The sequence below is a fragment of the Treponema peruense genome (assembly GCF_016117655.1).
GTDB classification, from domain to species: Bacteria; Spirochaetota; Spirochaetia; order Treponematales; family Treponemataceae; genus Treponema_D; species Treponema_D peruense.
On sequence record NZ_CP064936.1, the window covers coordinates 836,082 to 852,099 of the forward strand.

Below are 16,018 nucleotides of genomic sequence, written 5' to 3' on the forward strand. Positions count from 1 at the left end.
GACAGCCCCTCTTTATTTTATTTTGCAACTATATTTACAAGTTTGTCAGGAACAACAACGGTTTTTATTATTGTCTTTCCTTCAAGGAATTTTTTTGCACCGGCAGTTTCAAGAGCCATTTCTTTGAGTGTGTCTCCTGCTGTTCCGGCTGCAGCTTCGAACTTGTCGCGGAGTTTTCCGTTTATCATGACAACAATCTGCTTGCTGTCTTCTTTGCAGAAGTCTTCGCTGAATTCAGGCCACTTTTCGTAGGTAAGGGTTTCTGTGTGTCCCAGTTTCTGCCAGAGTTCTTCTCCCAAATGCGGAGCGTAGCATGCCAGCATCTTTACAAATCCTTCCCACATTGCACGCGGCAGACGGTCAATCTTTGAACACTCATTGATGAAAATCATCATCTGGCTTATGGCCGTGTTGAAGTTAAGTGACGAAGTGTCGTCGGTAACTTTTTTTACGGTTTTGGCATAGGTTTTTCTGAGTGAAACAAGAGCCTTGTCTTCGAGTTTTGCTGTTATGTCAATGTCTTCCACCGGCTTTTCGCTTATGGACCAGATTTTGTCAAGGAAGCGGTTAACGCCTATAAGTCCCTGTGTGTTCCACGGCTTTGATACGGTAAGCGGACCCATGAACATTTCATACATTCTTACAGAGTCTGCCCCGTAAGTTTTGATCATTTCGTCGGGGTTAACGACATTTTTGAGAGACTTGCTCATCTTTGCAACAACGCGCTCAAGTTTCTCATGATCATCCTTTGCTTCGTAGATTCCGCTTCCCGGAGCTGTCTCTTCTACCTGATCAACAGGAACTAGTGATTTGTTTGCCCTCTGGAATGCAAACGATGTAATCATTCCCTGGTTTACAAGTCTGTGGAACGGTTCTTTTGTGCTTACAACACCAAGATCGTAAAGTACCTTGTGCCAGAATCTTGCGTAAAGAAGGTGAAGAACTGCGTGTTCAGCTCCTCCGACATAAAGATCAACAGGCATCCAGTATTTTTCTTTTTCAGAAGATACGAATTCACTGTTGTTTTTTGGGTCAATGTACCTTAAGTAGTACCAGCAGCTTCCTGCCCACTGAGGCATGGTGTTTGTTTCGCGTCTTGCACTTCCACCGCATTTGGGGCATTTGCAGTTAACCCAGTTGTCAATTCCGGCAAGAGGGCTTTCTCCTGTTCCTGTCGGCTGGTAGGTTTTTACATTCGGAAGTTCAAGAGGAAGCTCTTTTTCGTCAAGGGGAACTGTTCCGCATTTGGGGCAGTGAACAAGAGGAATGGGTTCTCCCCAGTATCTTTGTCTGCTGAATACCCAGTCGCGGAGTTTGTAGTTTACGGCTTTTTTTCCTATTCCCTTTTCGCTTATCCACGAAATCATTCCGGGAATTGTCTCTTTTGTAGGAAGTCCCGTGAACTGTTCAGAGTTGATTGCGTATCCGTCTTTTGCAGAAGTGCATTCCGCAGCAACATCAAATACTTCGGGGTGGGCCGCTGCAAGTTTTTTGTATTCTTCCGGATTTTTTGCCGCATTTCTGAGAAGTTCTGCTCCTTTTGCCTCGTCACCGCCGGCGAGTGAAGCAACTTCTTCTTTTGTTGCAACAACTTTTATTATGGGAAGATCAAATTTCTTTGCAAAGTCCCAGTCGCGCTCATCGTGTGCAGGAACAGCCATGATTGCTCCCGTACCGTAGCTTGTAAGAACGTAGTCAGAAATCCATATAGGAATGAGTTTTCCGTTAAGGGGATTAATTCCGTAACTTCCTGTGAAAACACCGGTCTTTGTTTTTGCAAGGTCGGTGCGTTCAAGGTCGCTCTTTTTTGCAGATGCTTCTACATAAGCCTTTATTTCTGCTTTTTTGTCTTCTGTTGCAAGTTTGTCTACAAGTTTGTGTTCCGGAGCTATGACCATGTAGGTTGCACCAAACAAAGTGTCTGCGCGTGTTGTGTAAACAGTAAGATTTTCAGAAGTCGGTTTTCCGTCAGTTCCGGCAACTGCAAAATTTACTTCGGCACCTTCTGAACGGCCAATCCAGTTTTTCTGCATGAGTTTTACGCTTTCGGGCCAGTCAAGTTCATCAAGATCTTCAATGAGGCGGTCTGCATAAGCCGTTATTTTAAGAATCCACTGACGGATTGTTTTGTGTGTAACTGTAGCACCGCAGCGTTCGCATTTTCCTTCTTTAACTTCTTCATTTGCAAGACCTGTTTTGCAGCTTGGACACCAGTTGATCGGTGTTTCTGCTTCGTAGGCAAGTCCTTTTTTGTAAAGCTGCAGGAAAATCCACTGTGTCCACTTGTAGTAGTCCGGGGTGCAGGTAAGAATGCAGCGGTCCCAGTCGTAGCTGAATCCGAGGGCCTTAATCTGCTGTGTAAAGTGTTCGATATTTTTGAGCGTGGTTGCAGCAGGATGTGTTCCTGTTTTGATAGCATAGTTTTCTGCAGGAAGACCGAATGCATCGTATCCCATTGGGTGAAGAACATTGTATCCGTTCATGCGCAGGTAGCGGCAGTAAATGTCTGTTGCCGTATATCCTTCGGGATGTCCTACATGAAGACCCGCTCCGCTTGGGTAAGGAAACATGTCAAGAATGTATCTGCGTTTTGACTTGGGTACACCGGGTTTTTCTTCTGCACGGAAAGTCTTGTGTTCGTCCCAGTATTTCTGCCATTTTGGCTCAATAGTATTGAATGGGTATGCCATCTCTAAACCTCTTGATTCGATTTTAAACGCGGTAATTATATCACTTTTACAATATTTATAGAAGACTTTGTACTTTTTGATGCATTTTTCATTGTCTAAACCGGCATTAAAAACTGTCTCCATATTAACACGGAATAAAAAATATACTATTATTGTTCAATTAACGATTACAAGAAAAGCGGGGAAAATATGGAAAAAGAGACAAAATGTATTCATGCAGGCTATGAACCAAAAAACGGAGAACCAAGAATGATTCCCATTATTCAGAGTACAACATTCAAGTACGATACCAGCGAAGATATGGGAAAACTCTTCGATCTCGAAGCAAGCGGATACTTTTACTCAAGATTGCAGAATCCTACAACAGATATGGTTGCGGCAAAAATTGCTGCCCTTGAAGGCGGAACCGCAGCTCTTCTTACGTCTTCCGGTCAGGCTGCAAACTTTTTTTCTGTATTCAATATAGCCGGCTCTGGTGATCATGTCATTGCTTCTTCTGCAATTTACGGCGGAACATTCAATCTGTTCAACGTTACAATGAGAAAAATGGGACTTGACTTTACGTTCCTGGACCCTGACTGTTCCGAAGAAGAACTGAATGCCGCATTCAGGCCAAATACAAAAGCCGTGTTCGGTGAGTCAATCGCAAATCCTTCCCTTAAAGTTTTTGATTTTGAAGTCTGGGCAAAGGCAGCTCACAGCCACGGGGTTCCGCTTATTGTGGACAATACTTTCGCAACTCCGATAAACTGCCGGCCTTTCGAGTGGGGTGCAGACATTGTAACCCATTCCACGACAAAATACATGGACGGGCATGACGCTACAGTAGGCGGCGCGGTTGTAGATTCGGGCAAATTTGACTGGATGGAACATAAAGAAAAATTCCCGGGTTTGTGTACCCCTGACGAATCCTACCACGGAATAGTCTATGCACAGAAGTTCGGAAACGCCGGTGCCTACATTACAAAAGCAACTGTTCAGCTTATGAGGGATCTTGGTTCTGTTCAGGCACCTGTCAACGCATATATGCTGAATCTTGGGCTTGAATCTCTGGCCGTACGCATGGAAAGACACTGTTCCAACGCTCTTGCCGTAGCAGAATTCCTTGAACAGAATGAAAATGTTGCTTGGGTGAATTATCCGGGACTTGCTGACAACCAGTACTATCGGCGTGCACAAAAATATATGAACGGCGGAACCTGCGGTGTCGTTTCGTTCGGTGTAAAAGGCGGCCGTCCTGCTGCAGAAAAATTCATGAAAAATCTTCATCTTGCAATGATAGCAACACACGTTGCCGACGCCAGAACATGCGTGCTTCATCCTGCTTCTTCCACACACAGGCAGATGACAGACGAAGAACTTGCGGCCGGCGGTGTTCCTGCAGATCTTGTAAGGCTTTCTGTAGGAATAGAAAATGTGTCTGACATAATCGCCGACCTTAAGCAGGCTTTGTCTTCACTGTAGTGGCAAGGTGGGGTAAAAAAAACTACTAGAACATGATTTTAAAATATATTACAATAAAAAATCAAAGTTGGCTTTAAAAATTGCAATTTTTAAAGCCTCACATCAGTAAAATACCGAGGTCGTGAATGAAAGCCATTGAACTGGAAAAAGCATATAATCCTAAGGATTTTGAAGATAGAATTTATAACGAATGGGTAGAAAAGGGCTGCTTCAAGCCTTCTTCTGACAGCCGTTCACCGCTGCACGAATGTTATTTGAATAAAACTTCCGGCGGAAAAACTGTTTCAAAATACACGGTTGTAATTCCCCCGCCGAATGTTACCGGTGTTCTTCACATGGGACACGGACTCAACAATACCCTTCAGGATATAGTTGTACGCTATCACAGAATGCTCGGTGACAATACGCTCTGGCTTCCCGGAACAGACCATGCCGGAATTGCTACACAGAATGTTGTTGAACGCCAGCTCAAAAAGGAAGGAACTTCAAGACAGGCTCTGGGCCGTGAAAAATTCCTTGACAGAACATGGGCAGTTACCCACGAGCACCATGACACAATCGTAAAGCAGCAACGCAAACTTGGAAACAGCGTTGACTGGGACCGTGAAAGATTCACGTTTGACGAAGGATTTTCAAAGGCAGTAAGAAACGTTTTTGTTACGCTTTACGAACGCGGCCTTATTTACAAGGGACATTATCTTGTTAACTGGTGCCCCCGCTGCGGAACAGCACTTGCAGATGATGAAGTTGACCACACAGACACAGACGGTTTTATGTACCACATCTGGTATGAATATGCCGACGGACCTGCTGCTGACGGTTCAACAAAAATAGAAATAGCCACGACCCGTCCTGAAACACTTCTGGGAGACAGCGCCGTTGCCGTAAACCCCGAAGACGAACGATACAAGGCAATCGTAGGCAAAAAACTCAAACTGCCCCTTACTGACCGTGTAATTCCAATTATTGCAGACCAGTACGTAGACAAGGAATTCGGAACCGGTATGGTTAAAATAACTCCTGCCCACGACCCGAATGACTGGGAAGTCGGCAAGAGACACAATCTTGAAGTAATTAATATTCTTAACCCCGACGGAACTCTTAACACAGCCTGTCCTGAAAAATACCGTGGTCTCAAATGTGCCGAAGCAAGAAAAATTATAATTGAAGACCTTAAGGAACTGGGGCTGTACAAAGGCGAAGAAAAGATTAAGCACTCAGTAGGACACTGTTACAGATGTGCGACCGTAGTTGAACCGTACCTGAGCGACCAGTGGTTTGTAAAAATGAAGCCGCTTGCAGAAAAAGCCCTCGCTTCATGGAAAAACGGTGACTTTGTATTCTATCCTAAAAAGTGGGAAAACACATTCCTTCACTGGATGGAAAATATACGCGACTGGTGCATAAGCCGCCAGCTCTGGTGGGGACACAGAATTCCTGTCTGGTACTGCAAAGACTGCGGCGAAACAATTGTATCGCGCGAAGACCCGGCTTCCTGTCCAAAATGCGGTGCCGGAGCAGACAGACTTGAACAGGATCCCGATGTTATGGACACCTGGTTCAGTTCGTGGCTCTGGCCTTTCGGAACACTGGGATGGCCAGAAAAAACAGAAGATCTTTCACTTATGTACCCGACAACAGCCCTTGTTACGGCTTACGATATTATTTTCTTCTGGGTCAGCCGCATGATTATGGCCGGACTTGAGTTTACTGGAAAAGCTCCGTTCCATGACATTTATATCCACGGGCTTGTACGCGACAAACAGGGGCGCAAAATGTCAAAGTCCCTCGGCAACGGAATTGATCCGCTTGAAATTATTGACATGTATGGCGCCGATGCCCTTAAGTTTACACTCGGCTATATGTGTGCACAGGGACAGGATGTTCTTGTAGACAAAGACAGCTTCAAAATGGGAAGCCGCTTCTGCAACAAAGTATGGAATGCAAGCCGCTATATTCTTGGAAATCTTGAAGGAAGAACCCTAGTTCCTGTACGTGACAGTGACCTTACAGAATTGGATAAATGGATTTATTCCTGTTTGGACCGTGCCGTAAGAGAAGCAAAGTCTGCCTTTGAAGGTTACCGCTACAATGAAGGTGCCTCTGCGCTGTATGAGTATTTCTGGTATGACTTCTGCGACTGGTATGTAGAAGCAACAAAACTTTCATTCCGCAACGGTGATGAAAACGAAAAGAACCGTGCAGTAAGTGTACTTCTTAACGTACTTGAGGAAAGCCTCAGACTCATGCATCCTTATCTTCCTTTTGTAACAGAAGAAATCTACGGAAAACTTCCTCTTGCAGAAATTGTTTCAAACCGAACAGCGGCCGGTAAACAGAGTATACTTGCTTCTGAAGAATACAAAGGCCTTCTTGTAGATGCCCCTTACCCGGAACCTGTCGGTGCCCGCGAAAATTCTTCCATAACTGCGCGCTTTGCTGTCCTTCAGGAACTTATACGCAATATACGCGGACTCAGAGCTGAATGCGGTCTTGATCCTGCAGCAAAACTTCATATTGCAGTAAATATTACAGCAGGTTCAAGTGCAGAAGTTATCCGTGAAAAAACAGACATGATAGAACTTCTTGCCGGAGTCAGTGCAATAGATTTCACTGATTCTACACCGCAAAAGTCAATCGGTTCTGTAGGAGACGGATTCGAAGCATTTCTTCTTGTAGACGAGTCAATAAACAAGGAACAGCTTGTTGCACGCTTTAACAAGGAAATTGCTGCAGAACAGGTTTCTGTAAAGAAAAGCGAAGCAAAACTTTCAGGAAAATTCGTAGAAAACGCACCTGCAGATGTTGTTCAGGCTGAACGTGACAAACTGGAAGCTTCCCGCCGTCGTATCGAGAAACTTGTATCCTACGTAAAAAGTCTTTAAATCCAGTTTACTGGATTTTTAGAGATGCCCTTTAGTTTTTTGGAAGTGCTTATGGCTAAAAAATTTGATATGGCAACAGAGAAACCTTCTCATATGGACAATATGCGAATGCTGCAGTTAAAAAGCATTTATACGGCTCCGTATATGCAACTTGCAACAAATCTTATTGGTAAGGCAAGGTTCGCCGGCGGAAACATGTTCCGGCATCAGATAGACACCATGGGCATTCTGATTGACTACGGCTATATAGACAGTGTTCTTCTTAAAGCCAGTTGCGTACATGATGTAATAGAAGATATACCGGGCTTTGATTCTGAATTGATACGCAATGCAGATGAAGAAGGGGAACAGGTTCTTGCTCTGGTAACCGAAGTAACAAAACGTCCGGGGCAGCTTAAGTCAGACTATCTGCGCGGAATAATTGACCACGGAAGCCACAGGGCAAAGGTCCTTAAGTGTGCAGACAGAATCAGCAATATGATAAGCCTGGGGTTTGTTACAAGCTGTGAATTCATAGAAAGATACTGTGATGAAACAGAAATGTTTATATTCCCCATAGCCCTGGAAGTTGACTACAATATGTATCTTGAACTTATAAATCTTGTAATGTCACGCAGACAATATCTTGAAGATTCAGGCTATTACGACAGAAAAAAATCAGAAGACTAAAATAAGTCAGAGATTGCCCTTGTTTTAAAAAAAATTATTTGACAACTTCTTTATCCCGGGGTTATAATATTAACATAATATAACCCCTAGGGAGGCCACAATTGGCAAAGGTAGAACTTAAGGGTATTGGTAAAATCTATGACGGCAATGTTCGTGCCGTACAGAATGCCAATATTACAATTGAAGACAAGGACTTCTGCGTATTCGTAGGTCCGTCTGGATGTGGAAAGTCAACAACTCTCCGCATGATCGCCGGTCTGGAAGAAATCTCTGAAGGTGAACTTCTCATCGACGGAGAACTCATGAATGATGTTCCGCCAAAGGACAGAAACATCGCCATGGTATTCCAGAATTACGCCCTTTATCCACACATGACTGTTTATGACAACATGGCTTTCGGACTCAAGATCCGTAAGATGGATAAGGGAGAAATCAAGCGCCGTGTAGACGAAGCTGCAAACAGCCTTGGTCTTACACAGTATTTGGACCGCAAACCTAAGGCTCTTTCTGGTGGACAGCGTCAGCGTGTTGCTGTAGGCCGCGCTATCGTTCGTAACCCGAAGGTTTTCTTGTTTGACGAACCTCTTTCAAACCTTGATGCCAAGCTCCGTGTAACAATGCGTGGAGAAATTGCTGCATTGCACCAGAGACTTCAGGCAACAATGATTTATGTTACCCATGACCAGATTGAGGCCATGACTATGGGAACAAAAATCGTTGTAATGAAGGACGGACACGTTCAGCAGATTGGAGAACCACTCTATCTGTACAACCATCCGATCAACAAGTTTGTTGCCGGATTCATCGGTTCACCGCCAATGAACTTCCTTACAGTAACAATCAAGAAGGAAGGCGATGCTATCGTTGCAGACGAAGGTTCATTTACCCTTACACCGACAGCAGAACAGCAGGCTGCTCTTAAAGACTATGTAGGAAAGGAAGTATACTTTGGTGTACGCCCGGAAGATCTTACATACTGCGACAAGCCGGCTGCAGAAAACAACATGAGAATGAAGGTTTCAAACAAGGAACCTCTTGGTGCTGAAACACATCTTTTCCTTGCAACAAAGGGACAGAACATCATTGCTCGTGTACTTGCTTCTGCTAAGGAAGGATTCAAGCTTGGTGAAGAAGTTAACTTCCAGCCAGCAATGGTAAGATGCAAGTTCTTTGCAAAGAATCCTGAAGATTTGGACGAAGAAAAGAACATCTGCGAAAAAATCGATGCACCGTGGCTCAAGAACCCCATTACCGGTCAGATCGGATACGACAAGATTCCGGCTGTAAAGTAATTTAGGTTTGCAGTAACCGCAGGAAGGGCTTTCTGGTAAGTTTAATGCTTATCGAAAGCCCTTTTTTTGTTTTTGAAAAATTACTAAATTTCAGTTTTTGGGCAATCCCGGTATAGTTTTATGGGTTTGTCTTGTATTATTCCTGACTGCTTTTTTTGGAAATTATCAAATCAAGAACTGTAAAGAAAAGAATTACCGTAAGCGGGCCTAAAATAAGTCCGTTTATTCCGAAAAGTTTAATTCCGCCCAGAATGGAAAAGAAAATTACAAGCGGGTGAACGTTGATTCTGTCTTTAAGGAAAAGCGGTCTTATAAAATTGTCCAGAAAACTTATGCAGAACCCTGAGAGTATAAGAAATATAATTCCCTTTACTACAGATTTTGTAACGCATATTGCTATTCCCACCGGAACCCAGACTATTGCTGCACCAAACATTGGTATAAACGAAGCAAACATCAGTATTACAGAAAAAAGAAGTGAGCCTTTGACTTGAAAACACGTCATGATTATAAATGAAGCGAGTCCCTGATAAAGTGCTACGAGTATGTAGCCTGCAAAAAGATTTTTTACGATTTCAGAGAATTTTTTTGTAAGAACATTCATGTATTCCGGGTCAATGGGAACGGCTTTTTTTACAAGCGAACTCAGATACGGTCCGTCAAGAAAGCAGAAGTACAGCGAGAATACCACGAACAGAATGGAAACAATAAATGAGCCTGTTTTGCTTACAACCGCTGTTCCCGCCGAAATGAATTTACTGCTGTAGGACTGGATGAAAGAAAGTACATTCTTTTTTATTTCGGCTGTATTCGGGTCGGGAAGTTCTATTCCGAATGAAGAAAGAAAATTTGCTACCTTTTGCAGAAGTTCGCCTTCTTTTGCAAAATTCTGGTTTTGTGAAATGAATTTTTCCGCGGAATCAAGAAATGAAATTCCCTGCTGAACAAGAAGAATGCAGATTACGGTAAGTGGTCCTATTATAAGAAGAAGTGTTCCTATAGAAAATCCGCCGGCAATTGCATGACGTTTTATTCCGTAAGTTTTTTTTGCTTTGTTCAGCTTTGTTTCGCATTTTATGTACAGCGGTCTTATCAAAAGGTAGAGCAGCGCCGTCCAAAGAATTACGGTCGAAAAAGGATAGAGCATTCCGATTAAAAGTGCAAAGAAAAATATAAATGTTGCAAAAATGCATATTGTCTGAAGTGTGTTTTTATTGTTCATACATTTATTTTAGGATATCTCTAAAATTCTGTAAACTTGCTTTTTGGAGATTGCCGCCGAGTTTTTAGTTTATTTTCAGAAATTAATCGATACGCTTGTGTGCGTTCTCTTCTTGTATGGTTTTGGGATATGCCTTATATTTAGTATATGGAAAAAAAGATTTTTGACCTGATTATAATCGGTTCGGGCCCGGCAGGACTTTCTGCTGCTGTATATGCATGCCGTTCGGGGCTTAAAACGCTGATTCTGGGTAATGCAGCCGCAAGTCAGACTTTCAGAATAGATTTGCTTGAAAATTATCCCGGGGTTTTTCCTGCACAAAAAGGATATGCTTTTATTGACTCAATGAAAAACCAGGCTGAAAAATTTGGCGCTGTTACTGACATGAACCAAGTTGTTTCTGTTGAAGTTCCTGCAGTACAAGGCGGAATGTTTGTTGTTAATACTGATAAAATAAGCTATACTGCGGTTTCTGTCATGCTTTGCACCGGCGCTGTTCATAAGAAACTGGGTGTTGAAGGTGAAGACACTCTTTATGGAAAGGGTGTGTCTTACTGCGCTACCTGTGACGGACCTTTTTTTAAGGGAAAGAAAGTTGCCGTTGTGGGAGGAGGAGACAGTGCGTGTTCAGAAGCGCTTTTTCTTTCTTCAATTTGTTCTGAAGTTATTCTGATTCACAGAAGAAATGAATTCCGCGCGCAGAAGTCACTTGTTGAACAGGTTGAAAAAAATCCTGTCGTAAAGATAATGCTTAATTCTGTTGTTCAGAGTATAAACGGCAGGGACAAAGTTGAATCTGTTACTGTCGGTGGTGAAAATATTGCTGTTGACGGTGTGTTTGTTTCTGTCGGAACTGTTCCTGCACAGACTTTTGTTCCGGAACTTAAAAAAGATGATGTCGGATATGTTGTTACCGGGGAAGATATGCAGACTTCTGTTTCGGGACTGTTTGCGGCCGGTGACATACGCTCGAAGTCAATGAGGCAGGTTGTTACTGCGTGTTCTGACGGAGCGGTTGCGGCAGGAGAGGCTCTTTTGTATGTAAAGAATTTAAAAAATGAGGTTCACAAATAAATGTTTTTTAAAAAGATAGTTACGCTCCTTTTTGCTGCATGCGCTGCAGTTTCTGTCGGTTTTGCAAAGACGGGCATTCCTTCAGATGCAGATTTCTGGAGTGATTATCCTGATGATGAACTTGCGACCGCCCTTACCGAAAGAATGACCGACGAAGAGCTTTTTGCACAGATTCTGATGTTCGGGTGGGCAGGTGCTGAACCGAGCGACCTTTTGAATTCATGGGTTATTGACCGCGGGCTTGGAAGCGTTAAGGTTTTCGGCTGGAATACTGACGACATAAGGCTTGTTGCAAAGTCCGTAAAAACGCTTCAGAAAGAGGCTGCTTCCAGAAGATTCAGAATTCCGCTTTTTGTGGCAACTGATCAGGAAGGCGGATGGATCAGGCATGTAAAGGGAGAAACTTCTGACACTCCGGGAAATATGGCTATTGGTGCTTCGGGGTATGCTTTTGATGCATATTATTCGGGCTTTTACATTAACCGCGAAATACGTGCTCTTGGAATAAACATGAACTTTGCACCGACGGTTGATTTGTATACCAACCTTGATTCCAGTGTTATAGGCCCGCGTTCGTTCGGCTCGGACCCTGTTACTGTAGGAATTCTGGGGGAAGCGTTTGCTGCAGGTTCAATGGATGCGGGTGTTATTCCGACTGCAAAGCATTTTCCAGGTCACGGAGATACAAGCCTTGACAGTCACGGAAGGCTTCCGCAGATTGATATAGATTTTTCTACCCTTCAGAACAGGGAACTGGTTCCGTTCAGGTATCTTATAGATGCAGATATTCCTGCCGTAATGAGCGGACATCTTTCTTTTCCTCAGATTGAGTCTGACGGAACGCCTGCCAGTCTTTCAAAGAAATTTCTTACTGACATACTGCGCAACAGAATGGGCTTTAAGGGGCTGATTATTACTGACGACATGATGATGAACGGAGCAACACTTTTTGCAGGTTCATTCCATAGGGCAGTTACAATGGCTGTTGAAGCGGGAAACGATATTATAATTTCTTCTACAACGGCAAATCTTTACGACAATATGTGGACGCGCAATATAGAAAGAATGCGTACTGTTCCTGAATTCAAGGAAAGGGTTCAAGATGCTGCACGCCGTGTAATTGAAGCAAAACTGAAGTATTTTAAAAGCGACAATCACGCACCTCTGTATCCTGACGAAACAAAAATTTATGAGAGCATTCCGGATAAGGAAGGGGTAAAGTTTTTTACCGAACAGGCGTGCCGTTCAATAAGCGTTTATAAAAGGGGTGAGGCTTTTCCGTTTGTGCCGAAGGAAGGGGAACGCGTTCTTATTGCGGGGCCGTTTCTTTCGCTGTTCAACGAAGGCCGTTCGCGCTACCCCAGAGCAGATGTATTTCACTTCAGCTATGAACTCAAGCAGGACAAAAGCAACTTTGACTCGTGGAATGCGGAAAGTCTTGCGTATGTTGCACGCGGGTACGATACTGTAATTATTAATGTTTATGACAGGCATACTGCTTCCATTGCAAAAAGACTCAGAAATTCCGGAAAGAAGGTAATTGTGCTTTCAATAATGTCGCCGGTTTATGTTCTTGAAGATTTTGACTGGGCAGACACGGTTCTCTGCGGCTACAGCTATTCGTCCTATTCTTTTGCAGCTCTGTTCGGCGCTCTTTCGGGAGAATTTGTTCCGCGCGGGGAAATTCCTCTAGGTAAACATCTTTTCAACTAAATCAGGGAAAATTTTATGGGTGAAAAAGAGTTGCTATCAGAAATAAGTCAGCGGCTTGATGTTTTTTTGCGGGAAAAGCTTCCGCCTCTTGTTGGAAGCGAAGTATCCAATTCAAAGATACGCAGGCTCATTATGGCCGGTGCAGTTTTTGTAAACGGAATTCAGCGCCGTATTCCTTCTTTTGTTCTGGCAAAGGGTGCGCGTGTGCGTGTGCGTGTGGACGAACAGAAACTTTTTTTTGAGCGTGAACCTGATGACATAAAATTTACACTTGACCAAAGCGGTGTACTGTACGAAGACGAAGATATAATTGTAGTCAACAAGCCGCCGTTTCTTCCTACAGAGGGGACGATTGTTAAGTCGCGGGCCAGTATGCATGATGCCGTAGTTGAATATCTTTGGAAACAAAACCCGGCACTGAGGAATGCACCCTATGCCGGAATAATGCACCGTCTTGACCGTGAAACCAGCGGCGCCCTTCTTTTTACAAAGCGCAGAACAGCAAATGCGGCGGTTCATGACATGTTTGAAAACCGTACGGCAAGAAAAATATACAGGGCAGTTTGTTTTGCTTCGGAAAAGTTCAGGCCTTCTGCAGGAGAATCTTTTTTTGTAGAAAACTATATCGGAAGAATAAGTGCAAAAAGTTCCAGGTGCGAGATGGGTGTTGTTCCGCAATCACGGGGCGGACTTTATTCCCGCACGGAATTTTATGTTGCCGCAGAAAAGGACGGGCTTTTTTATATTGACTGCGAACTCAAGACAGGCCGTACACATCAGATAAGGGTTCATCTTTCTTGCAAAGGGCTTCCTCTTGCAGGTGACAGTCTTTACGGCGAAACAAAGGCGCAGTCTTTTGCAAAGCGGGTTATGCTTCATTCTTGGAAGCTTGAGTTCCCGCATCCTGCAGACGGACACAAAGTATTGGTTGAAGCTCCACTTCCAGAAGGATTCAGTCTTCCCAACTGCCGTTTTTGAGTTCGTCGCTTATACGCTTCCAGCTGTCGTATCTTTGGGCACTTATTGTTCCTTCTTCGACAGCCTGCTTTATTGCGCAGCCTTTTTCGGTAAGATGGGAACAACTCATTCCAAATGCACATTTGCCCAGATGTTCCTTGAAGTCCCTGAAGTAAAGTGCAAGATTGTCTGCGCTTATGTCGTGAAGAATAAACCGTCTTACTCCGGGTGTGTCAATTATGTTTGCACAGGCACCTTTTCTTCCGCCCATGAGAGCTTCGTCAAGCTGAATGTGCATAAGTGAACCTTTTGTTGTAGTGTGGGTTCCCCTTCCGTATTTCTGCGAGAGGCTGCCGGTTTTTAAAACGACATTGTTGTCCAAAACATTTATGAGCGAACTTTTGCCGACGCCGCTCTGACCTACAAGTGCACTCAGATGGTTTTCTATAAGATTTGCCAGTTCTTCCATTCCTTCACGTGTTCTGGCACTGGAACGGATAACCTTGTAGCCTATGTCTTCCCAAATGGAAAGTCTTGTCTGGAAGTCTTCGTCTTTTGCAGCCGGAAGGTCATATTTGTTGCATACAATCACCGGTGTTATGTTCTGGTATTCTGCCTGTGCAAGGGCGCGGTCTATGAATCTTGGCCTGAACGGTGGTTCATCGGGAGTAGTGACTATGAGAAGATAGTCCAGATTTGCGGCCAGAAGCTGCGGCTGCCTTTTTTTTATGTTGAATCTTACAAATTCATTTTTGCGCGGAACCAGTCCCGTTATTTGTCCTTTGAATTCTTCAAGGGTTTCATCATCCAGTGTTACAATGTCTCCCGGTGCAATGGGGTTATAGTAGCCGTCGCTTTCTTTTAGAATTTTTCCTTTTATGGGGCAGTCACGTGTAATGCCGTCTTCGCATTCCACTTCAAAAACATTTTTGCTTCCGTTTAAAATAAGTCCTTGCATAAGTAGATTTAAATTCTGAATAAAAAAGCGTTGTATGTCAAGACCCGCAGGCCTTATGTGAGAGACGGAATAAAAAGTAAATCCCGGTAATTTTTTGATTTTGACTTAAGCGGTGGTTTTGAAAAAAAATATAAAAAAATGAAAAAAAAGAGAAAACCTTATTGACACGTTTGCTTCAAACTGATATATTCTAATCACGCTTTAACGCGCGGGGATGGTGGAATTGGTAGACACGTCAGCTTGAGGTGCTGATGCCGTAAGGTGTGCCTGTTCAAGTCAGGTTCTCCGCACTGTAAAAGGGACTGTTGCAAAACAGTCCCTTTTTTTTATCTCACGGGGTTTTTATGACAGCCGTTTTTGTAAACTGTGCAGCGGTAATTTTGGGTTCAATTCTGGGGCTTTTGTTTTCGGGAAGAATCGGTTCAAGAATGGAAGAAGTGATAAGAACGGGAGCCGGCATAGTTACTCTTGTTCTTGGCCTTCAGATGGCATTTGAGTTTCAGAATGTAGTTTATTTTACACTTGCAGTTATTGCCGGCGGAATAACAGGAACGGCGCTGGATATTGATGCAAAAATTCTTTGTCTTGGAAAACTTCTTGAGCGGCTTGTGTACAGGAATAAGGTTTCGGCTGCAACTGCTGCAGGTGAAGAAGTACAGCCTTTACGGAATTTTGCCCATGCTTTTTTAAATTCCAGCGTACTGTTTTGTGTAGGTGCCATGGCTATTCTGGGGTCACTCAAGGCTGGTATAGAGCATGACTATTCTGTTATTTTTACAAAAAGTATTCTCGATGGATTTATGGCCATTTCTTTTGCGGCTGCTATGGGTGCAGGTACAATATTCAGCGCGCTTTCGATTCTGGTCTACCAGGGAGCGCTTACCCTTCTGAGTACACTTGCTGCCCCTTACTGTACAGAGCAGATGATTGCCGAAATAACCGGTTCCGGCGGTGCCCTCATCTGCATGATAGGAATTAATCTTTTGGGAATACGCAATATAAAGACCGCCAATTATCTTCCTGCAGTTTTGTTTTCTGTAATATTTGTGCTGCTTGACCCGTATATTTCACAAATTCCGTCTTTATTCCGCTAG

The 16,018-nt window shown here is 43.6% G+C and carries 11 protein-coding genes and 1 tRNA gene; 9 read left to right on the plus strand and 3 right to left on the minus strand.

Features of this window, described 5'->3' with window-relative positions:
- Positions 1-17: 17 nt before the first annotated feature.
- Positions 18-2,690 (minus strand): leucine--tRNA ligase, encoded by a 2,673-nt coding sequence (leuS, locus tag IWA51_RS03915; protein ID WP_198443309.1) that lies wholly within the window; start codon positions 2,688-2,690, stop codon positions 18-20.
- A 189-nt stretch (positions 2,691-2,879) separates the two neighbouring features.
- On the opposite strand from leuS, the gene IWA51_RS03920 reads away from it, so the two are divergent.
- From IWA51_RS03920 to IWA51_RS03935, 4 genes are all read left to right on the plus strand, one after another.
- Complete coding sequence (locus IWA51_RS03920; RefSeq protein WP_198443310.1) at positions 2,880-4,154, plus strand: O-acetylhomoserine aminocarboxypropyltransferase/cysteine synthase family protein; 1,275 nt, start codon at positions 2,880-2,882, stop codon at positions 4,152-4,154.
- Between the two features lie 125 nt (positions 4,155-4,279).
- Positions 4,280-7,039 (plus strand): valine--tRNA ligase, encoded by a 2,760-nt coding sequence (locus IWA51_RS03925; RefSeq protein ID WP_198443311.1) that lies wholly within the window; start codon positions 4,280-4,282, stop codon positions 7,037-7,039.
- 69 nt (positions 7,040-7,108) lie between these two features.
- Entirely contained in the window at positions 7,109-7,708 is a 600-nt protein-coding gene (locus IWA51_RS03930; protein ID WP_230402738.1) for a hypothetical protein, read from the plus strand.
- Between the two features lie 101 nt (positions 7,709-7,809).
- Entirely contained in the window at positions 7,810-9,000 is a 1,191-nt protein-coding gene (locus IWA51_RS03935; protein WP_177528422.1) for an ABC transporter ATP-binding protein, read from the plus strand.
- A gap of 136 nt (positions 9,001-9,136) precedes the next feature.
- Here IWA51_RS03935 and IWA51_RS03940 read toward each other — a convergent pair whose 3' ends face one another.
- A complete protein-coding gene (locus IWA51_RS03940; protein ID WP_177528421.1) occupies positions 9,137-10,222 on the minus strand; it encodes an AI-2E family transporter in 1,086 nt (361 codons plus the stop codon).
- Positions 10,223-10,369: 147 nt separating this feature from the next.
- On the opposite strand from IWA51_RS03940, the gene IWA51_RS03945 reads away from it, so the two are divergent.
- Genes IWA51_RS03945 through IWA51_RS03955 form a run of 3 tightly spaced genes read left to right on the plus strand, consistent with a single transcriptional unit; the run spans position 10,370 to position 13,987 of the window.
- The gene (locus IWA51_RS03945) at positions 10,370-11,296 is read left to right on the plus strand and encodes an NAD(P)/FAD-dependent oxidoreductase (RefSeq protein WP_198443312.1); all 927 of its coding nucleotides are present in this window, start codon (positions 10,370-10,372) and stop codon (positions 11,294-11,296) included.
- Positions 11,297-13,009 (plus strand): glycoside hydrolase family 3 protein, encoded by a 1,713-nt coding sequence (locus IWA51_RS03950; RefSeq protein ID WP_198443313.1) that lies wholly within the window; start codon positions 11,297-11,299, stop codon positions 13,007-13,009. It abuts the gene before it with no gap.
- 15 nt (positions 13,010-13,024) lie between these two features.
- On the plus strand, positions 13,025-13,987 hold the full coding sequence (locus IWA51_RS03955) for an RluA family pseudouridine synthase (RefSeq protein WP_198443314.1): 963 nt from the start codon (positions 13,025-13,027) through the stop codon (positions 13,985-13,987).
- Here the strand turns inward: IWA51_RS03955 and rsgA are convergent.
- A complete protein-coding gene (gene rsgA, locus IWA51_RS03960; RefSeq protein ID WP_177528417.1) occupies positions 13,962-14,924 on the minus strand; it encodes a ribosome small subunit-dependent GTPase A in 963 nt (320 codons plus the stop codon). The genes IWA51_RS03955 and rsgA overlap by 26 nt on opposite strands.
- Positions 14,925-15,132: 208 nt before the next feature.
- On the opposite strand from rsgA, the gene IWA51_RS03965 reads away from it, so the two are divergent.
- A tRNA-Leu gene (locus IWA51_RS03965) sits at positions 15,133-15,214 on the plus strand.
- A gap of 54 nt (positions 15,215-15,268) precedes the next feature.
- Positions 15,269-16,018, plus strand: coding sequence for a DUF554 domain-containing protein (locus tag IWA51_RS03970; RefSeq protein ID WP_198443315.1), 750 nt, complete (start codon positions 15,269-15,271; stop codon positions 16,016-16,018).